Genomic DNA, 19,693 nt, shown 5'->3' with positions numbered 1-19,693 from the left:
CAGCCACATGAAGCGCCGCTCAGGCGCCCAGCTTGCTGTCAGCCCCGCGCCAGCTGGCGGCGCAGTTCAGCGAGAACCGGAGCAGTGTCCGGCCGCACACCGCGCCACACATAAAAAGCTTCGGCGGCTTGTTCGGCCAGCATCCCCAGACCGTCCAGCACCTTGGCAGCGCCATGTTGGGTGGCCCACTGGCAGAACGGCGTTGGCGCCTTGCCATACATCATGTCGTAGCACACCGTGCGACCGGGTTCGATGAGGCTGCTGGCAATCGGTGGCAGCTCACCGGCCAGGCTGGCCGAGGTTGCATTGATGATCACGTCCACCGGCTCTTGCAACCAGGCGAACCCGCTGGCCACCACCGGCCCCAGCTCATCGAACGCCTCGGCCAGGCGTTCGGCCTTTTCCACCGTGCGGTTGGCGATCACCAGTGACTGCGGGTTTTGCGCTAGCAGCGGCTCCAGCACCCCGCGCACGGCGCCGCCGGCACCGAGGACAAGGATGCGTTTACCTGCCAGTTCCACACCAGCATTGACGGTCAGGTCACGGACCAGCCCCGCACCGTCGGTGTTGTCCCCCTGCAAAGTACCGTCGTGCAGCTTGCTGAGCGTGTTCACCGCGCCTGCACGACGCGCGCGCGGGGTAAGGCTGTCGCACAGGCGATAGGCTTCTTCCTTGAATGGCACGGTGACGTTGGCACCGCTGCCTTGCTTGAAGAAGCCGCGCGCGCAGTCACTGAAGTCGTCCAGCGGCGCCAGCAGCGTGGCGTACTCCAGGTCCTGGCCGGTCTGTTCGGCGAACAGGCGATGAATCAGCGGCGACTTGCTGTGGCCGATCGGGTTGCCAAAAACGACGTACTGGTCCATGACGGCTCCTTGAATGGTTACAGGCTTACTGGCCGAGCCAGTCACGGTCTTGCAGGAAGTACTCGGTCAGCCGCGCCTCTTCGCTGCCTGGCGCGGGTTTCCAGTCGTAGCCCCAGCGTACCTGCGGTGGCAGCGACATGAGGATGGACTCGGTGCGCCCGCCAGACTGCAGCCCGAATAGCGTGCCACGGTCGTAGACCAGGTTGAACTCGACGTAACGGCCCCGGCGAAACTCCTGGAATTCCCGTTGCTGTGGGGTATAGGGCGTACCCTTGCGGCGCTGCACGATGGGCAGGTACGCGTCGATATAGGCATCGCCGATGGCGCGGATGAAGGCGAAGCAGGTATCGAAGTCCCACTCGTTCAGGTCATCGAAGAACAGCCCGCCGATGCCACGGGGCTCACCCCGGTGCTTGAGGTGAAAATACCGGTCGCACCAGGCCTTGTAGCGTGGGTAAACATCGGCGCCAAAAGGCGAGCACGCCTGTTCCGCGATTCGATGCCAGTGCACGCAATCTTCCTCCACACCGTAATACGGCGTCAGGTCGAAGCCACCGCCGAACCACCAGACCGGCTCTTCGCCTTCCTTCTCGGCGATGAAAAACCGCACGTTGGCGTGGGAAGTAGGCACGTGGGGGTTATGCGGGTGGATCACCAGCGACACCCCGAGCGCCTGGAAACCGCGCCCAGCCAACTCCGGCCGATGGGCGCTGGCTGAAGGCGGCAACCCGGTGCCGAACACATGGGAGAAATTCACCCCGCCTTTCTCGATGACGGTGCCTTCGCCGATCACCCGCGTACGGCCCCCGCCACCCGCTTCGCGCACCCAGGCGTCCTCGACGAAGCGGGCGCCGCCGTCTTCGCGTTCCAGGGCTGAGCAGATGCGGTCTTGCAAGTCGAGCAGATAGGCTTTCACAGCCTCGGTGCGGCTAATCATCGGGTCACCAGGAGCGGGCAGGAAACAAGTGGCGCGTAGCATAACACCGCCTGCCAGCGCCCCGCAGTTGACGGCAGTCAAGCAAAGGCGTCCGATAGAGGCCCCTTTCCCGATCCCGAATCCAGGAGTACGAGATGGCCAAGCGTATCCAGTTCAGCCAGCACGGCGGCCCCGAAGTGCTGCAGTGGGTTGACTTCGAGCCCGCTGACCCTGGGCCTCAGCAAGTGCGCGTGCGCAACCACGCTGTGGGCCTGAACTTCATCGATACCTATTTCCGCAGCGGTTTGTACGCGCCGCCGTCCCTGCCTTCGGGCCTGGGTACCGAAGGGGCAGGGGTGGTCGAGGCCGTGGGCCCTGGCGTGTCCCGATTGAAGGTCGGCGACCGCGTGGCGTATGGCGGGGGCCCATTGGGCGCCTACGGCGAGGTGCACACGCTGCCTGAGGCCAACCTGGTCAAGCTGCCAGAGGCCATCAGCTTCGAGCAGGCTGCCGCCGTCATGCTCAAGGGCCTGACCGTGCAGTACCTGCTCAAGCAGACCTACGCTGTGCAGCCTGGCGATGTAATTCTGTTCCATGCGGCCGCAGGCGGTGTGGGTTCGCTGGCGTGCCAGTGGGCAAAGGCGCTGGGTGCCAAGCTCATCGGTACCGTGAGCTCTGCCGAAAAAGCCGAGCGGGCCAAGGCCTTGGGCGCCTGGGCCACCATCGACTACAGCCAGGAGGATGTCGCCAAACGGGTGCTGGAGCTGACCGACGGCAAGAAATGCCCAGTCGTGTATGACGGCGTGGGCGCCGACACCTGGCTGACGTCGCTCGATTGCCTGCAAGCGCGGGGGTTGATGGTGAGCTTCGGCAATGCCTCGGGTGCGGTGAGCGGTGTGAACCTGGGCATTCTGGCGCAGAAGGGCTCGCTGTACGTCACACGGCCGACCCTGGCGACCTATGCCAACAACGCCGAGAACACCCAGGCCATGGCTGATGACCTCTTCGCCATGATTGCCAGCGGCCAACTGACGGTGGATATCCAGCAACGCTACCCGCTCAGCGAAGCGGCCAAGGCCCAGAGCGAGCTGTCGGCGCGGCGGACTGTGGGGTCCACTGTTTTGTTGCCTTGATTGGCAGAAGGTCGCGTTATGGCGACCAGGTGCTTGCCTTGGTTTTTGTAGTGTTGCGCAGATCGAGCGCCACGCGGGCGGCGCTCGATCTCACAGGCGCGATAAACCTAAAGGCGAACACCTGTCAGCCCTCACACCTTCTTCTGCGACGGCGGAGTCGACTCGATGCCATCCAGGATGGCCTCGACTACGCCTTCTGCCATTTCAATCGCATGCAGGTTCGACCAGAACATGCCACGGCCTTCTTCTCGCAGGTAATCCAGGGCTTTGTAGCCGGTTTCGTAGGCGCTACGCAGGTACAGGGCTACGTGGACCAGAGCGTCCTCGGCGGAAATGTTCGGGTTGACTGCAAACAGCGGCTCGTGACCCGCGTCGCAGCGGCCGAATGGGTGAGCGGAAGTAGAAGAAAGGGGTGGATCAGGTACGATTTTTTTCATGGCTTGCTCCAGATGATGAAGCTGGCGCCAAGCCGTTACCACACGGTTAAGGCGGCAGCTGTACGCGAGGTGGTAAACCGGGCTGGAGCGCTCCCGGCAGGCATGACGCCTCCCGCGCACAGCTGCCATAGCTGTGACGCCCCAGGTACATCCGGGTTACCACACCCGATCGCCAAGGTATTTGGCGACAGCTGAAGCCTATGGGGAGAGGTTCCTACTGAAAAGGTGATGGAAGGGGACGCGGCTCGTAGGATATTTCCCAAACCGAATATCAAACAACCGCCTTGGCAAAAATCAGAAAAAACCAAGTCGTCATGAGGGGGATGGCTCAGGCGCTCGGTCCAAGCCTGGCCAACAGCATGGCCCGCAGGTGCATCAACCCGGCCGCACCACTTCACCGGTAGCCAGATTGCGAATCAAACTCGGGTTCTTCCGCCCGCCCAACGCCCCACCCAGCACCAGATCCAGTTGTCCGTGGAAGTACTGCTCCACCCGCAGCCGGGTCTTTGCCGCAGGGCGCCCGCCAGGGTTGCACGACGTGGAGATCAGCGGCCCGACCAACGCGCACAGCTCGCGCACCACGGGGTGGTCGCTGACGCGAAGCGCTACGGTGTCGTGCTGCCCGGTCACCCATTCAGGTAACAGATCCTGATGCGGCACCAGCCAGGTGTTGGGACCAGGCCAGGTGCTGGCCATCCGGTCGATCCAGTCTTCGGGGAAGTCTTCGAACAGGAAGTCGAACTGGCGGAAGTTGTCAGCGACCAGGATCAACCCCTTATCCACAGGTCGCGACTTCAGTGCCAGCAGCCGATAGACCGCGTCCTCGTTCCACGGGTCGCAGCCCAGGCCCCAGACCGCCTCCGTCGGGTAGGCGATTACTGCGCCAGCCCGGATTTCACGTGCGGCTTGTTGCACACGAAAACTGCTCACCATTGATGTTTCTCCACTGGGAATGTTGCCTGGGCGCAGTTTACTCAGCCCGAGCGGGCAAACCAACGTCCCGCTTGATTGCTGACCCGGCCAGCGAGCTCCAGTTCGGTGAGCTGCGCCAGTACCTCTGCCAGCGGCTGCTCACTGCAATGGGCCAGGCTTTCGGTGCTCTGCGGTGCCGCATGCAGCAGCGCCAGCAGCGGGTGATCGAAGGTGTCTGCAGCTGCCGGAGGCAGGTTCTGCCAGCCTTGCAGGGTTTCGAGTATCTGCTCGACGCTTTCGACAAGCAGGGCGCCGTCGCGGATCAGCTGGTGACAGCCCTTGGCGCCGGGGTGATGAATGGAGCCGGGAATGGCATAGACCTCACGGCCCTGCTCGGCGGCGAGCCGGGCCGTGATCAACGAGCCACTTGCCAGGCTGGCCTCGACCACCAGCACACCCAACGAAAGACCGCTGATGATGCGGTTGCGCCGGGGAAAATTACCGGGCAGCGGCCCGGCGTCGAGCGGGTACTCCGACACCAGTGCACTGCCGTTGTCGATCATCGCCTGGGCCAACGGCTTGTGCCGCTGTGGATAAAGTTTTTCAAGCCCTGTGCCCAGTACGCCTATCGTGGCCCCGCCAGCCTGCAGCGCAGCACGGTGAGCGGCACCATCGATGCCTACCGCCAGGCCACTGGTGACGACGAAGCCCGCCTGGGCAAGGTACCTGGCAAATGCGCCAGCCGTGTCCACCGCCGGCGGCGTCGCGCGGCGGCTGCCCACGATCGCCAGTTGTGGGCGGCTGAGCAGTGAAGCGTTCCCCGCCACGAACAGCAGCGGCGGGGCATCGTCGATTTCGGCGAGCAGTGCGGGGTAGTCTGGGCTGTCCCACATCAGCAATTGCTGGCCCGGACGCTCTAGCCAGCGCATTGCAGCACTGGCCGCATCCCGCACTTGAGGGCTGCGCCTTGCATCGATGCTGGCATGGGGGATGCCCAGTGCGCGCCAGGCAGCACCGGGGGCACTGAGCGCCGATGAGGCACTTCCGAAGGCCTCGATCAGGGTAGAAAAGCGGCGCAAGCCGGTCTCAGGAAGGCAATGCAGGCGCAACCGCGCCTCCAGTTCTGCAGGCGGGCAAGTAGATAAAGAGCAATCAGACATCGGCAATCATCCTTGATGCGAAACGGTTGATTCAGGCTGCGCAACCTGTGGATAACTCTGTGAGTAACACTTTGAAAAGCTGTCCATTGGCTGGGGGCTATCACGCCAATAGTCACCCTAGACGAGGTTGCCTGGTGCCGAAGTCCGCGTTTCCCTTTATTATGTGTGTTCAGTTTTCAACCAAACGCACAGTGACTGCCTGACCTTATGGCCATTTTGAACATTCTCGAATTCCCGGACCCGCGCCTGCGCACCATCGCCAAACCGGTGACGGCGTTCGACGACGCCCTGCGCCAGCTGATCGACGACATGTTTGAAACCATGTACGAAGCCCCTGGCATCGGCCTGGCTGCGACCCAGGTCAACGTGCACCAGCAAGTCGTGGTGATGGACCTCAGCGAAGACCGCAGCGAACCTCGCGTCTTCATCAACCCGTCGGTCGAGGAACTGACCGATGACATGGGCCAGTACCAGGAAGGTTGCCTGTCAGTGCCGGGCTTCTACGAGAACGTCGATCGGCCCCTGCGCGTGAGGGTCAAGGCCCAGGATCGTGACGGCACACCGTTCGAGCTGGAATGCGAAGGCCTGCTGGCGGTGTGCGTGCAGCACGAGTTCGATCACCTCAATGGCAAGCTGTTCGTCGACTACCTGTCACAGCTCAAGCGGGATCGAATCAAGAAGAAGCTGGAAAAACAGCACCGCCAGCAAGCCTGATTCCCACCTTCCAGAAGGCTTGCTCCGGCAAGCCTTTTTCTTTTTGCAGCGAGAACACCATGCGCATCGTCTTTGCAGGCACTCCCGAGTTTGCCGCCGAACATCTCAAGGCTTTGCTCGACAGCCCGTACGAAGTCGTGGCCGTCTACACCCAGCCCGATCGCCCGGCAGGCCGCGGTCAGAAGCTGATGCCCAGCGCCGTCAAGGCGCTGGCCGTGGCCCATGACATCCCGGTGATGCAACCACCAAGCCTGCGCAATGCCGAGGCCCAGGCACAATTGGCAGCCTTGGCACCCGACCTGATGGTCGTGGTTGCCTACGGCTTGATCCTGCCTCAGGCGGTACTGGACATCCCGCGCCTTGGCTGCATCAACAGCCACGCGTCCCTGCTGCCACGCTGGCGCGGGGCGGCCCCGATTCAGCGGGCAGTGCAGGCGGGCGATGCCGAAAGCGGCGTGACCGTCATGCGCATGGAAGCGGGCCTGGACACCGGCCCCATGCTGCTCAAGGTCGTCACCCCGATCAACGCCACTGATACCGGCGGCAGCCTGCACGATCGCCTGGCGCAAATGGGGCCGGCGGCCGTCATCCAGGCCATCGCCGGGCTGGCCGATGGCACCTTGCACGGCGAGACGCAGGACGACGCCCTGGCTACCTATGCGCACAAGCTGAACAAGGACGAAGCGCGTCTGGACTGGTCCCTGCCAGCTGAACAGCTGGAGCGCCTGATTCGGGCATTCAACCCTTGGCCGATTTGCCACAGCACGCTCGACGGGGAAACCGTGAAGGTGCTGGGTGCGTGCTTGGCCACAGGGCAGGGCGCACCCGGTGAAATCCTGGCGGCAAGCAAAGACGGCCTGGTGGTTGCCTGCGGCGAGCAGGCGCTCAGCCTGACCCGCCTGCAATTGCCGGGTGGCAAAGCGCTAGCCTTCGCTGACCTGTTCAACAGCCGCAAAGAGAAATTCACGCCAGGCAAGGTGCTCGGCCAATGAACCCACGCCTGGCTGCCGCCCGTGCCCTTGCCGCTGTGCTCAGCGGCAAGGCCTCCCTCAACAGCTCCCTGACCGCGCAACTGGACAAGGTCGAGGACCGTGACCGCGGGCTGACCCAAGACCTGGCCTTTGGTACCGCCCGTTGGCAGCCGCGCCTGGGCCTGCTGGCAGCGCAGCTGTTGCAAAAGCCCTTCAAGGCCGCCGATGCCGATGTGCAGGCGTTGTTGCTGATTGGCTTGTACCAGTTGTTCTATACCCGCATCCCGGCTCATGCCGCCATTGGTGAAACCGTGGGTTGCGCCGACAAGCTGAAAAAACCCTGGGCCAAGGGGCTGCTGAACGCGGTGCTGCGCCGTGCACAGCGCGACGGCGAAGCCATGCTGGCCGACATGGAGCGCGACCCGGTAGTGCGCACCGCCCATCCACGCTGGCTGCAAAAGGCGCTCAAGGCCTTCTGGCCGGACCAGTGGGAAGCCATCTGCGCCGCCAACAATGCGCACCCGCCGATGATCCTGCGCGTCAACCGCCGCCATCACAGCCGCGACGGCTACCTGAAGCTGCTCGCCGATGCAGGCGTCCAGGCCCAGGCCTGCGCGTATAGCCGTGACGGTATCGTGCTGGCCGAGCCGCGGGATGTTCGCGGCCTGCCAGGCTTTGCCGAGGGCTGGATCAGCGTCCAGGACGAAGCCGCGCAACTGGCCGCCGACCTGCTAGAGCTGGCGCCCGGTCAACGCGTGCTCGACGCATGCTGCGCCCCGGGAGGCAAGACCTGCCATGTGCTGGAGGCCGAAGCCGGGCTCTCTCACGTGGTGGCCATCGACCTTGAAGCCAAGCGCCTGGTGCGCGTGCGCGAAAACCTCGACCGCCTGAGGCTCGACGCCGAACTGATCGCCTGCGATGCCCGCGACACGGCCAGTTGGTGGGATGGCAAACCGTTCCAGCGCATCCTGCTGGACGCTCCTTGCTCGGCCACTGGCGTCATCCGTCGTCATCCAGACATCAAGCTCACTCGCCAGGCCGAAGACATCGCGCCGCTGGCGGCCTTACAGGGCGAGTTGCTCGATGCCCTGTGGCCAACACTGGAGGTGGGCGGCATGCTGCTGTACGCCACCTGCTCCAGCCTACCGACCGAAAATACCGAGGTGATCGGCGCCTTCCTGGCGCGTACGCCAGGCGCACGCGAGCTGGACCTGGCCACCGAAGCGGGCCTGCGCCAGACGCATGGGCGCCAGTTGTTGGCCCAGGAAGGCGGCCACGACGGTTTCTACTATGCCAAGCTGATCAAGATTGCCGCCTCGCGCGGTTGAGCAAACTGGGGAGTAGCGGATGAAGATCATCATCCTGGGCGCCGGCCAGGTGGGCGGAACGCTTGCAGAGCACCTGGCCAGCGAGGCCAACGACATCACCGTGGTCGACACCGATGGCGACCGCCTGCGCGACCTGGGTGATCGCCTGGATATCCGCACTGTGCAGGGGCGTGGGTCGCTGCCTACGGTGTTGCGACAGGCAGGCGCCGAGGACGCCGACATGCTGGTTGCCGTGACCAACAGCGACGAGACCAACATGGTCGCGTGCCAGGTGGCCTACTCGCTGTTCCACACACCGACAAAAATCGCCCGGGTGCGCGAGTCGGCCTACCTGACCCGCGAAGAACTGTTCGACAACGATCACATCCCGGTCGATGTGCTGATCAGCCCAGAACAGGTCGTCACCCACTACATCAAGCGCCTGATCGAACAGCCCGGTTCGTTGCAGGTTATCGACTTCGCCCAGGGCAAGGCGCAGTTGGTGGCCGTGAAGGCGTACTACGGCGGCCCGCTGGTCGGCCAGCAGCTGCGCCAGATACGCGCGCACATGCCCCATGTGGAAACCCGGGTGGCGGCGATCTTCCGCCGTGACCGCTCGATCACACCGCGCGGTGACACGGTGATCGAGGCCGATGACGAGGTGTTCTTCATCGCCGCCAAAAAGGATATCCGGGCGGTCATGGGTGAGCTGCGCCGCATCGATGAAACCAACAAGCGTGTCGTCATCGCTGGCGGCGGGCAGATAGGCGAGCGCCTGGCCGAAGCCATCGAAAGCCGCTACCAGGTAAAAATCATCGAGATGAACCCGGCACGCTGCCGCTACCTGTCCGATACGTTGGACAGTACCGTGGTGCTGCAGGGCAGCGCATCGGACAAGGACCTGATGCTGGAAGAAAACATCGCCGACACCGATATCTTCCTGGCTCTGACCAACGATGACGAAGCCAACATCATGTCGTCCCTGCTGGCCAAGCGCCTGGGTGCACGCAAGGTCATGACGATCATCAACAACCCGGCCTATGTAGACCTGGTGCAGGGGGGTGAAATCGACATTGCCATCAGCCCGCAATTGGCCACCATCGGCACTTTGCTGGCGCATGTACGCCGTGGCGATATCGTGAGCGTGCATTCGCTGCGTCGTGGTGCAGCCGAAGCCATCGAGGCGGTGGCCCACGGTGATGCGAAGTCGAGCAAGGTGGTGGGCAAGGCAATCGAGGACATAACCCTGCCCCCAGGCACGACCATCGGTGCCATCATTCGCCACGACATTGTGCTCATCGCGCACGACACGACAGTCATCGAATCAGGTGACCACGTGATCCTATTCGTTGTGGACAAGAAACACATTCGGGATGTGGAAAAGCTGTTCCACGTCGGCTTGAGTTTCTTCTAGGAGGCGGGACATGCGCCAATCGTTGGAAAACATGCTGGCCAAGGGTGTGGATAACCCATTGCTGCGCTTTGGCTTGGGCAAGGCTTGGCTCGACGAAGGCAATGGCGCGCAGGCTGCAGTGCACCTGGCTCGCTGTGTCGAGCAGGACCCCAAGTACTCGGCAGCCTGGAAGTTGTTAGGCAAGGCCTACCAGTTGCTGGCGGACCTGCCAGCGGCGCGCAAGGCCTGGGAAGACGGCATCGCGTCGGCGCAGGCCCATGGTGACAAGCAGGCCGAGAAAGAGATGACGGTGTTTCTCAAGAAACTCGACAAACGCTGAGCTCGCTAGCGCCGACGCATCGGCTGCCAGACAGCCGCTGCTGGCGATGCGCGCCTCAATACCAGCGCGCCTCACCTGCCGGACGCTTCTTGAAGCGCTTCATGCTCCACATGTACTGGCTGGGATACTCGCGCACATACCGCTCGACCACCTTGCTCATCGCGGCCGCCGACTCGTGCACGTCGGTGCTGTACATCGCCTCCGGCGCGGCTTCCAGAAACACCTTGAAGCCTGAGCCATCAGGCAGACGCAGGGCATGCAGGAAAACCCCGACTGCCTTGCCGCCAGCCAGCATGTTCGGCACGAACTTGCTGGTCAGCGCCTCAGTGCCCAGGAAGGGAACGAATACACCCGCCGATTCGGCCGGCTCGGGGTCGGCCGGGATGCCGACCTGGCCACCGCGCCGAACTTCCTTGATCACACTGAGGATGCCTTCCTTGGTCGAAGGTGCCACGCGGTTGCCCATCTGCACACGCTGCTCGCGCAGCAGGTCGTCCACCGCCTTGAGCTTGGGTGGGCGGTAGAAAATGATCGGCTTGCATTGGTTGCAATAGAAGTGGTTCAGCACTTCCCAGTTGCCCAAATGACTGGTGATACCCACAACCCCCTTTCCTGACGCCAGGGCCTGCTCCAGCACCTCCAGCCCATGCACCTCCTTGACCAGTTCCAGCGAACGGTGTGGGGGCCAGATCCAGGCGCAGGCGCTTTCGACGAAGGATTTGCCAATATCCCGCAGTGCCTGGCCGACCAGCTGCTCGCGGGCAACCGGGTCCATCTCGGGGAAGCATTTGGCCAGGTTGATGCGCACCACGTTGCGCGAGCCATTGGGTATTTTCCACATCAGCCAGCCGATGCCGGCCCCGACGCGTTGCACCGCACCCCAAGGCAACTTGGCGAACAGTCGCAGCACCCCGACCATCAGGGCGCCCTTGAACTTTTCCACAGGCGAGTTCCTTATTTCAGCAAGACGGGCATTGTAACCCTTCAGTGGGACAAGGCGGCGTAGCGATCACAGTCGGTGGTGTGGTCCATGACCATGCCGGTTGCCTGCATGAAGGCATAGCAGATGGTCGGGCCGACGAAGGTGAAGCCGGCCTTGCGCAACGCCTTGCTCATGGCTTGGGCTTCTTCGGTCACGGCCGGGACTTCGCTGCGCGTGTTGAAATGATTGATCTTCGGGGCGCCGCCGACGAACGACCATAGCCACTCGGCGGGGTTATCCACAGCCAGCCAGGCCTGGGCATTGCGCCTGGCAGCCTTGAGCTTGAGCCGATTGCGGATAATGCCGGCATCCTGCATCAACGCCTCGATGCGCTCGTCGCTCATCACCGCGAGTTTCGCAGGATCGAAGCCCTCCAGCACTTCACGGTAGCGCTCGCGCTTGCGCAGCACGGTGATCCAGGAAAGCCCTGCCTGGAACCCTTCGAGCAAAAGCATCTCGAACAGCAACGCCGGGTCACGCTGGGGCGTTCCCCATTCCTGGTCATGGTAGGCCTGGTACAACGGATCGTCGGTACACCAAAAGCAGCGTGGCATAAGGCTCCAATGAGTAGAGGGCGAGGCGAATCAGGTTATACTCCCGCTCTTTACATCCGCATCCCCAGATACAGGTGAATTTCGTGAGCCAGCCTACGCCAGCCGTGCGTACCTTCCAAGACCTGATCCTCGCCCTGCAGAACTACTGGGCCGAGCAAGGTTGTGTGGTGCTTCAGCCCTACGATATGGAAGTAGGCGCCGGCACTTTCCACACCGCTACCTTCCTGCGCGCAGTGGGTCCAGAAACCTGGAACGCCGCCTACGTGCAGCCAAGCCGTCGCCCTGCCGACGGGCGGTATGGCGAAAACCCCAACCGCCTGCAGCATTACTATCAATTCCAGGTGGTGCTCAAGCCCAACCCGGCCAACTTCCAGGAGCTGTACCTCGGCTCGCTGAAGGCCATCGGTCTGGACCCGTTGGTGCACGACATTCGCTTCGTCGAAGACAACTGGGAATCGCCAACCCTCGGCGCTTGGGGCCTGGGCTGGGAAATCTGGCTCAATGGCATGGAGGTGACCCAGTTCACCTACTTCCAGCAGGTCGGTGGTATCGAATGCTACCCGGTGACCGGTGAAATCACCTATGGCCTGGAGCGCCTGGCCATGTATATCCAGGGCGTGGACTCGGTCTACGACCTGGTATGGGCCGATGGTCCGTTCGGCAAGGTCAGCTACGGCGACGTGTTCCACCAGAACGAAGTGGAGCAGTCGACCTACAACTTCGAGCACGCCAACGTCGAGAAATTGTTCGAGCTGTTCGACTTCTACGAAAGCGAAGCCAACCGCCTGATCAAGCTGGAGCTGCCGTTGCCGACCTATGAAATGGTCCTCAAGGCATCCCATACGTTCAACCTGCTCGATGCCCGTCGCGCCATCTCGGTGACCGAGCGCCAGCGTTACATCCTGCGGGTGCGAACCCTGGCCCGCGACGTGGCGCAAAGCTACCTGCAGGCCCGTGCGCGCATGGGCTTCCCGATGGCGACCCCCGAACTGCGTGACGAAGTGTTGGCTAAGCTGGAGGCTGCACAATGAGTGCTCAAGATTTCCTGGTAGAACTGGGCACCGAAGAGCTGCCACCCAAGGCCCTTGCGACCCTGGGCGACGCGTTTTTGGCCGGTATCGAAAAAGGCCTGCAAGCTGCTGGCCTGAACTACACCGGCAAATCGGTCTACGCCGCGCCGCGTCGCCTGGCGGTGCTGATCCGTCAACTCGATGTGCAGCAGCCTGACCGCAGCATCAACATCGATGGCCCGCCCCTGCAAGCGGCCTTCAACGCAGAAGGCGAGCCGACCCAGGCTGCACTGGGCTTTGCCAAGAAGTGCGGTGTGGAGCTGGCCGACATCGACCGTAGCGGCCCCAAGCTGCGCTTCTCCCAGCACATCCCCGGCAAGGCGACCGCAGGCCTGCTGCCGACTATCGTCGAAGACTCGCTTAACGACCTGCCTATTCCCAAGCGCATGCGCTGGGCGGCAAGCCGTGAAGAGTTCGTGCGTCCGACCCAATGGCTGGTGATGCTGCTGGGCGATCAGGTGGTCGACTGCACCCTGTTGTCCCAGAAAGCCGGCCGCCAATCGCGCGGGCACCGCTTCCACCATCCGGAAAACGTCACCATCAGCGCCCCGGCCAACTATGTCGAAGACATGCGCAAGGCCTACGTGCTGGCCGATTTCAGTGAGCGTCGCGACCTGATCGCCAAACGCACCGCCGAGCTGGCCATGCAGCAGGAAGGCACCGCTATCGTGCCGCCCGCGTTGCTGGACGAGGTGACCGCGCTGGTCGAGTGGCCGGTACCGCTGGTGTGCTCGTTCGAAGAGCGTTTCCTGGAGGTGCCGCAAGAAGCCTTGATCACCACCATGCAGGACAACCAGAAGTACTTCTGCCTGCTCGACAGCGAAGGCAAGCTGCTGCCGCGCTTCATCACCGTGGCCAACGTCGAGAGCCGCGACCCCAAGCAGATCGTGCAGGGTAATGAAAAGGTCGTGCGTCCGCGCCTGACCGACGCCGAGTTCTTCTTCAAGCAGGACAAGAAGCAACCGCTGGAAACCTTCAACGAGCGCTTGAAGAATGTGGTATTCCAGGCCCAGCTGGGTACGGTCTATGACAAGGCCGAGCGAGTATCGAAACTGGCAGCGTTCATTGCGCCCTTGATTGGCGGCGATGCTCAACGGGCCGCGCGTGCCGGCTTGCTGTCCAAGTGCGACCTGGCCACGGAAATGGTCGGTGAGTTCCCAGAGATGCAGGGCGTAGCCGGCTACTACTACGCGCTCAACGACGATGAACCGCAGGATGTGGCGCTGGCGCTGAACGAGCAGTACATGCCACGCGGTGCTGGTGCAGAACTGCCTCAGACCTTGACCGGTGCTGCCGTCGCCATCGCCGACAAGCTCGATACCCTGGTGGGTATCTTCGGCATCGGCATGCTGCCAACCGGCAGCAAGGACCCGTACGCCCTGCGCCGCGCCGCACTGGGCGTGCTGCGTATCCTGATCGAGAAGCAGCTGGACCTGGACCTGACCGGTGCCGTGCAGTTCGCGGTCAAGCAATACGGGGCCAAGGTCAAGGCTGCCGGGCTGGCTGACCAGGTGCTGGAGTTCATCTTCGACAGGCTGCGTGCTCGATACGAAGACGAAGGCATCGACGTCGCCACCTACCTTTCGGTTCGCGCGCTTCAGCCGGGTTCTGCACTGGACTTCGATCAGCGCGTTCAGGCTGTCCAGGCCTTCCGCAAGCTGCCCGAAGCCGAGGCACTGGCCGCCGTCAACAAGCGCGTGTCGAACCTGTTGAGCAAGGCAGAAGGCGCCATCGCCGAACAGGTCGAGCCCAAGTACTTCGACAACGCCAACGAGTTCTCGCTGTACTCGGCCATCCAGCAAGCCGATCAGGCTGTGCAACCGATGGCTGCTGCACGCCAGTACAGCGAGTCGCTGGCGCGCCTTGCCGCACTGCGTGATCCGGTCGATGCCTTCTTCGAGGCCGTGATGGTCAATGCCGAGGACGCCAAGGTACGTGCCAACCGATATGCCCTGCTCAGCCGTCTGCGTGGGCTGTTCCTTGGCGTGGCCGACATTTCGCTGCTGGGGTAAGCCTTGAAACTGCTGATTCTCGATCGTGACGGGGTCATCAACCAGGACTCCGACGCCTATATCAAGTCGCTGGATGAATGGGTGCCCATCCCTGGCGCCATCGAGGCGATCGCGCAGTTGAGCAAAGCGGGCTGGACGGTGGCCGTGGCCACCAACCAGTCCGGTATCGCCCGTGGTTATTACCCAATCGCGACGCTCGAGGCCATGCATGCGCGCTTGCGCATGCTGGTGGCCGAGCAGGGCGGTGAGGTGGGGCATATCGTGTATTGCCCGCATGGCCCCGATGAAGGCTGCGACTGCCGCAAGCCCAAGCCGGGCCTGTTGCGGGCCATCGCCGAGCATTACCAGGCAAACCTTGAGGGCGTCTGGTTCGTGGGCGATAGCCAAAGTGACCTACAGGCTGCGCTGGCCGTCGATGCACAACCTGTTCTGGTAAAGACAGGCAAAGGCGAACGCACCCTGGAGAAGGGCGTTCCGGCCTCAACCCTGATCTATGACGATCTGGCTGCCATCGCCAGAGCACTTATCTAAACGGTGCGCCTTTGGGCGCACTTTTCTAAAAGCGGGCAAGTCCCGCAATGGTACGAACCACTATGTCGATCCTGCAGGCGATCAGAGTCTTTCTTTTTTACCTGCTGCTGGGTACCAGTTCGCTGCTCTGGTGCTCGCTGAGCTTCTTCGTTGCGCCATTTCTGTCGTTCCCCAAGCGCTACAGATTCATCAATGTGTACTGGTGCCGCTGCGCTATTTTCCTGGCACGCGTCATCGTAGGCATCGATTACAAGATTACCGGCGCTGAAAACGTGCCAGCCGAGCCTTGCGTGATCTTGTCGAATCACCAGAGCACCTGGGAGACGTTTTTCCTGTCCCAGTATTTCTCGCCGCTCAGCCAAGTGCTCAAGCGTGAACTGCTGTATGTGCCTTTCTTTGGCTGGGCCATGGCCATGCTGCGCCCCATTGCCATCGACCGCGACAACCCCAAGGAAGCCTTGCGCCAGGTGGCCAAGAAGGGCGATGAACTGCTCAAGCAGAAAACCTGGGTCCTGATTTTCCCGGAGGGCACACGCGTACCTTTTGGCACGGTGGGCAAGTTCTCTCGAGGCGGAACGGCGCTGGCGGTAAACGCTGGGCTACCGGTATTACCCATTGCCCACAATGCCGGCAAGTACTGGCCGAAGAATGGCTGGGGCAAGCACGCTGGCACCATCGAAGTGGTGATCGGCGAACCCATGTACGCCAACGGCACAGGCCCTCGCGCCATCGCCGAACTCAATGACCGCGCCCAAGCCTGGAACGAAGCCACCCAACGGGGCCTGGGCTCTCTTGCGCAGGTCGAAGAAAGCACGCAGGCCCAGGCCTGAGCCGCTTGTGGATAACGTGTGAGCAAATTATGGATTAGCTGTTGCGAAAATTAGCTAAGCCTATGAATTTGCTGCATATTTGTTCTTTATTGATTTTTTGGAAAAACGTGCATAAGTTTTTTCACGGCATAAAAAAACCGGCTTTTAGAGCCGGTTTTTTTATGGCTGCGGTTTAGCGAATCACACCTTGTCGATGTCCACATCCTTGGTCTCTTTGAGACAGAAGATGCCCACTACCAGGCTGATGCCTGTGACCAGTACCGGATACCACAACCCGTAGAAAATATCCCCGGTGTAGACCACCAAAGCGAACGATACCGTGGGCAGGAAACCGCCGAACCAGCCATTGCCGATGTGATAGGGCAAGGACATGGAGGTGTACCGGATACGCGTAGGGAACAGCTCGACCATCACGGCAGCCAGCGGTCCATAGGTCATGGTGGCGATCAGGATCATGGCCACAATCAACACCACCACCATCACGCTGTTGACTTGGGCCGGATCAGCCTTGGCGGGGTACCCGGCCTGCTCGACCGCCGCACGCATGGCCGCTTCGTCATAGCCATTGATGGTCTTGTCGCCGATGCTCACGACCACGTCGCTGCCATCAACGCTTACCGAGTTGTAGGGTAAGCCCTGCTTGACCAGGAAGGTCTTTACCTTGTCGCAAGGGCTATCGAAGCGGGCTTTGCCCACAGGGTCGAACTGGAAGGTGCAACCTTTCGGGTCAGCGGTGACGACGATGGGTGCCTGGCGGCTGGCGGTGTCGATCTGCGGGTTGGCGTAGAAGCTAAGGGCCTTGAACAAGGGGAAGTAGAGCACCGTGGCCAACAGCAGGCCCAGCATCAATATCGGTTTGCGCCCAATCCGATCGGACAGCCATCCAAAGAACACGAAAAACGGCGCCCCGATCACCACGCTGATGATCAGCAGGGTGTTGGCCTGGGCCGGGTCCATCTTCAACATCTGGGTCATGAAAAACAGCACGTAGAACTGTGCCGTATAGAAGGTAACAGCCTGGCCCGCATTGATACTGAACAGCGCAGTGAGCACGACCTTCAGGTTTGGCCAAGACGTAAATGACTCACGAATTGGCGACTTGCTGACCTTGCCCTGTGCCTTCATTTTCACGAAAGCCGGTGACTCGTGCATGCTCATCCGAATCCAGGTCGAGATCCCCAACAGCACGATGGACAGCAGAAACGGCAGCCGCCAGCCCCAGGTTTCGAACTGATCACCACTCACGTAACGGCTGCCCAGTACCACCAGCAATGACAGCAACAGACCCAAGGTGGCGGTGGACTGAATGAACCCAGTATGGAACCCCCGCTTGCCAGGTGGTGCATGTTCGGCCACGTAGGTGGCTGCACCGCCGTACTCACCGCCCAGCGCCAGGCCTTGCAGCATGCGCAGCACGACCAGGATGATCGGCGCTGCGATGCCGATGCTGGCATAGGTGGGCAAAAGGCCAACGGCGAACGTGGACAGTCCCATCAGCACGATGGTGATGAGAAAGGTGTACTTGCGCCCGATCATGTCCCCCAGGCGGCCGAACACCAGCGCGCCAAACGGTCGCACCAGAAAGCCCGCGGCAAACGCCATCAGTGCAAAAATGAACGCGGTGGTGTCGTTGACGCCCGCGAAAAACTGCTTGCTGATCACGGCAGCCAGGGCGCCGTAGAGGAAAAAGTCGTACCACTCGAAAACCGTACCGAGCGATGACGCGAAGATGATCTTGCGTTCTTCACGACGACTGGGGCGGCTGGCGGCCGCATCCTGCTCTTGGATGTAATCCGACATCGTTGCTGTCCTCGGCCCGCAGGCCACAGTGATTATTCTTGTTGTTCCACTGCCGACAGCGTCCGACTACGCGCTGTCGTATTGCACACCCGGTCAGGGTGTTGGTACTGCATCCTGGTTGAGGAAGGTCGTAGTGGCTACTCCTTTCAAAATAAGCTGCGCCGCCTTCTCGGCGATCATCAGGGTAGGTGAACAGGTATTGCCCGACGTGATCTGGGGCATGATCGATGCGTCTGCCACGCGTAGGCCTGGGATGCCATGAACACGAAGCTGGTCATCGACCACATCCATAGGGCCATTGCCCATGCGGCAGGTCCCTACGGGATGGAAGATCGTCGTGCCTATCTTGCCCGCCGCTTCGTGCAGCTGTTCTTCGGTCTGCAGGGCAGGCCCTGGCAGATATTCCTTGGGCGCAAAGGCGGCAAGGGCAGGGGCCTGCACAATGCGCCGGGTGAGACGAATGGCGTCGGCGGCGACGCGCAGGTCCTGGGGGTCGCTGAGGTAATTGGGGTCGATCAAGGGCGCGCTGTGCATGTCTGCACTGCGAATATCGATACGTCCACGGCTCAGTGGCCGCAAATTGCACACCGAAGCCGTGAAGGCTGGAAACTGATGCAACGGCTCGCCAAAACGCTCCAGTGACAGAGGCTGCACGTGGTACTGCAAGTTCGCAGTGGCCTGGTCGGGGCTTGAACGCACGAATGCGCCCAGCTGGCTCGGGGCCATGGCCAGCGGACCGCTGCGATCGTACAGGTAGCGCAGGCCCATGCCCATCTTCCCCCACAGGCTATTGGCCATCTGGTTGAGGGTACGTGCGTTGCCGATCTGGTAGATCAGCCGTAGTTGCAAGTGATCCTGCAGGTTGCTACCCACACCCGGTACGGAATGGCGCACCCCGATACCCAAGCCCTCCAGCAACTGCTGTGGACCAATGCCCGAGCGTTGCAGGATGCCGGGCGAGCCTACTGCACCTGCACACAGCACAATCTCTCGTCGCGCCGAGAACTCGTGCCAGCTGCCCTGCCAATAGGCTTTAACTGCGCGAGCACGCGTGTTGCTGAGCAGCACCTGGTCCACCTGCACATCGGTCAGGACACTCAGGTTAGGGCGGTGTTTGATGGGGCGCAAAAAGGCTTTGGATGCGTTCCAGCGAACACCACTGCGCTGGTTGACCTGAAAATATCCACAGCCTTCGTTGTCACCCGTATTGAAGTCATCGACCTTGGTAATACCCGTCTGCTCGGCTGCATCGCGGAAAGCGTCGAGGATCGGCCAGCTGTAGCGTTGGCGCTCTACACGCCATTCACCGCTACTACCATGGTGTTCGCTGGCACCGCCATGGTGGCTTTCGCTTTGCTTGAACAGCGGCAACACGTCTTTCCAGGCCCAGCCCCGGTTGCCTAGGCTAGCCCAGTGATCGTAGTCAGCTGCCTGGCCACGCATGTAAATCATGCCATTGATCGAAGAGCACCCGCCCAGGACCTTGCCACGAGGGTAACCCAGCGATCGACCTTGCAGCCCAGGCTGGGCCTCGGTCTTGAAGCACCAGTCCGTGCGCGGGTTACCGATGCAGTACAGGTAGCCCACTGGCACGTGAATCCAAGGGTAGTTATCCCGCCCACCGGCTTCGAGCAGCAGCACCCGGCATGACGGGTCGGCAGACAACCGGTTTGCCAGCAAGCAGCCAGCGGGGCCGGCACCCACGATCACATAGTCGTAGGCAGAATCGACTGATGACATAGAGGACCTCAGGGCCTGTTTTTGTTCT

At 61.9% G+C, this 19,693-nt stretch carries 19 protein-coding genes; 10 read left to right on the top strand and 9 right to left on the bottom strand.

The features are described from left to right. Positions 1–38 precede the first annotated feature (38 nt). A complete protein-coding gene (gene aroE, locus FS777_RS05095) occupies positions 39–863 on the bottom strand; it encodes a shikimate dehydrogenase (RefSeq protein WP_058638753.1) in 825 nt (274 codons plus the stop codon). 25 nt (positions 864–888) lie between these two features. Beyond that, on the bottom strand, positions 889–1,800 hold the full coding sequence (hemF, locus tag FS777_RS05090) for an oxygen-dependent coproporphyrinogen oxidase (protein ID WP_058638754.1): 912 nt from the start codon (positions 1,798–1,800) through the stop codon (positions 889–891). 134 nt (positions 1,801–1,934) lie between these two features. Here hemF and FS777_RS05085 point away from each other — a divergent pair, with 134 nt between their 5' ends. Then, positions 1,935–2,912 (top strand): NADPH:quinone reductase, encoded by a 978-nt coding sequence (locus tag FS777_RS05085; RefSeq protein ID WP_145254163.1) that lies wholly within the window; start codon positions 1,935–1,937, stop codon positions 2,910–2,912. Between the two features lie 131 nt (positions 2,913–3,043). On the opposite strand, the gene FS777_RS05080 is transcribed toward FS777_RS05085, so the two are convergent. The 3 genes from FS777_RS05080 to dprA all read right to left on the bottom strand — a co-directional run bounded on the left by FS777_RS05080 (position 3,044) and on the right by dprA (position 5,421). Next, positions 3,044–3,349 carry a hypothetical protein gene (locus tag FS777_RS05080; RefSeq protein ID WP_145254160.1) on the bottom strand — a complete coding sequence of 102 codons (306 nt, stop codon included), beginning with the start codon at positions 3,347–3,349 and terminating at the stop codon, positions 3,044–3,046. Positions 3,350–3,724: 375 nt separating this feature from the next. After that, positions 3,725–4,282, bottom strand: a complete 558-nt coding sequence (locus FS777_RS05075) for an L-threonylcarbamoyladenylate synthase (protein WP_145254157.1) — start codon at positions 4,280–4,282, stop codon at positions 3,725–3,727. Between the two features lie 41 nt (positions 4,283–4,323). Beyond that, positions 4,324–5,421 (bottom strand): DNA-processing protein DprA, encoded by a 1,098-nt coding sequence (gene dprA, locus FS777_RS05070; protein WP_145254154.1) that lies wholly within the window; start codon positions 5,419–5,421, stop codon positions 4,324–4,326. A gap of 207 nt (positions 5,422–5,628) precedes the next feature. Between dprA and def the strand changes: the two genes are divergently transcribed. The 5 genes from def to FS777_RS05045 are packed head-to-tail and all read left to right on the top strand — an operon-like array spanning position 5,629 to position 10,146. After that, on the top strand, positions 5,629–6,135 hold the full coding sequence (def, locus tag FS777_RS05065; RefSeq protein WP_023532616.1) for a peptide deformylase: 507 nt from the start codon (positions 5,629–5,631) through the stop codon (positions 6,133–6,135). 59 nt (positions 6,136–6,194) lie between these two features. After that, positions 6,195–7,127 carry a methionyl-tRNA formyltransferase gene (gene fmt / locus FS777_RS05060; protein ID WP_058638758.1) on the top strand — a complete coding sequence of 311 codons (933 nt, stop codon included), beginning with the start codon at positions 6,195–6,197 and terminating at the stop codon, positions 7,125–7,127. Next, positions 7,124–8,434 (top strand): 16S rRNA (cytosine(967)-C(5))-methyltransferase RsmB, encoded by a 1,311-nt coding sequence (gene rsmB / locus FS777_RS05055; RefSeq protein ID WP_145254151.1) that lies wholly within the window; start codon positions 7,124–7,126, stop codon positions 8,432–8,434. The genes fmt and rsmB overlap by 4 nt, the downstream gene beginning before the upstream one ends. 19 nt (positions 8,435–8,453) lie before the next feature. Further along, the gene (gene trkA / locus FS777_RS05050) at positions 8,454–9,827 is read left to right on the top strand and encodes a Trk system potassium transporter TrkA (RefSeq protein WP_145254148.1); all 1,374 of its coding nucleotides are present in this window, start codon (positions 8,454–8,456) and stop codon (positions 9,825–9,827) included. A 10-nt stretch (positions 9,828–9,837) separates the two neighbouring features. Continuing rightward, positions 9,838–10,146: a tetratricopeptide repeat protein gene (locus FS777_RS05045; RefSeq protein WP_078477758.1), complete on the top strand. Its 309-nt coding sequence runs from the start codon at positions 9,838–9,840 to the stop codon at positions 10,144–10,146. Positions 10,147–10,201: 55 nt separating this feature from the next. Here the strand turns inward: FS777_RS05045 and FS777_RS05040 are convergent, their stop codons facing one another. Then, entirely contained in the window at positions 10,202–11,089 is an 888-nt protein-coding gene (locus FS777_RS05040) for a lysophospholipid acyltransferase (protein WP_058638761.1), read from the bottom strand. A 41-nt stretch (positions 11,090–11,130) separates the two neighbouring features. Beyond that, positions 11,131–11,682, bottom strand: coding sequence for a DNA-3-methyladenine glycosylase I (locus tag FS777_RS05035; RefSeq protein WP_145254144.1), 552 nt, complete (start codon positions 11,680–11,682; stop codon positions 11,131–11,133). An 83-nt stretch (positions 11,683–11,765) separates the two neighbouring features. Here FS777_RS05035 and glyQ point away from each other — a divergent pair, with 83 nt between their 5' ends. From glyQ to FS777_RS05015, 4 genes are read left to right on the top strand one after another with little or no spacing between them, the layout of a single operon-like run. Then, the gene (gene glyQ, locus FS777_RS05030) at positions 11,766–12,713 is read left to right on the top strand and encodes a glycine--tRNA ligase subunit alpha (protein WP_023532379.1); all 948 of its coding nucleotides are present in this window, start codon (positions 11,766–11,768) and stop codon (positions 12,711–12,713) included. Continuing rightward, the gene (gene glyS, locus FS777_RS05025) at positions 12,710–14,764 is read left to right on the top strand and encodes a glycine--tRNA ligase subunit beta (protein ID WP_058602700.1); all 2,055 of its coding nucleotides are present in this window, start codon (positions 12,710–12,712) and stop codon (positions 14,762–14,764) included. Before glyQ ends, glyS begins: the two co-directional genes overlap by 4 nt. Positions 14,765–14,767: 3 nt before the next feature. Beyond that, positions 14,768–15,295 carry a D-glycero-beta-D-manno-heptose 1,7-bisphosphate 7-phosphatase gene (gene gmhB, locus FS777_RS05020; protein ID WP_100850530.1) on the top strand — a complete coding sequence of 176 codons (528 nt, stop codon included), beginning with the start codon at positions 14,768–14,770 and terminating at the stop codon, positions 15,293–15,295. A gap of 47 nt (positions 15,296–15,342) precedes the next feature. Beyond that, a complete protein-coding gene (locus FS777_RS05015; protein WP_058638765.1) occupies positions 15,343–16,125 on the top strand; it encodes a 1-acyl-sn-glycerol-3-phosphate acyltransferase in 783 nt (260 codons plus the stop codon). A 180-nt stretch (positions 16,126–16,305) separates the two neighbouring features. Here FS777_RS05015 and FS777_RS05010 read toward each other — a convergent pair whose 3' ends face one another. Both FS777_RS05010 and FS777_RS05005 read right to left on the bottom strand, forming a co-directional pair. After that, on the bottom strand, positions 16,306–17,925 hold the full coding sequence (locus tag FS777_RS05010) for an MFS transporter (RefSeq protein ID WP_078477756.1): 1,620 nt from the start codon (positions 17,923–17,925) through the stop codon (positions 16,306–16,308). 93 nt (positions 17,926–18,018) lie between these two features. Continuing rightward, positions 18,019–19,665 carry a GMC family oxidoreductase gene (locus FS777_RS05005; protein WP_058638766.1) on the bottom strand — a complete coding sequence of 549 codons (1,647 nt, stop codon included), beginning with the start codon at positions 19,663–19,665 and terminating at the stop codon, positions 18,019–18,021. Between the last annotated feature and the right edge of the window lie 28 nt (positions 19,666–19,693).

It is taken from the genome of Pseudomonas sp. DE0157 (assembly GCF_007678615.1).
In the GTDB taxonomy this organism is placed as follows: Bacteria; Pseudomonadota; Gammaproteobacteria; order Pseudomonadales; family Pseudomonadaceae; genus Aquipseudomonas; species Aquipseudomonas parafulva_B.
Note: the sequence above shows the minus strand (reverse complement) of the source record. Positions and strands in the feature narration are given on the sequence as shown.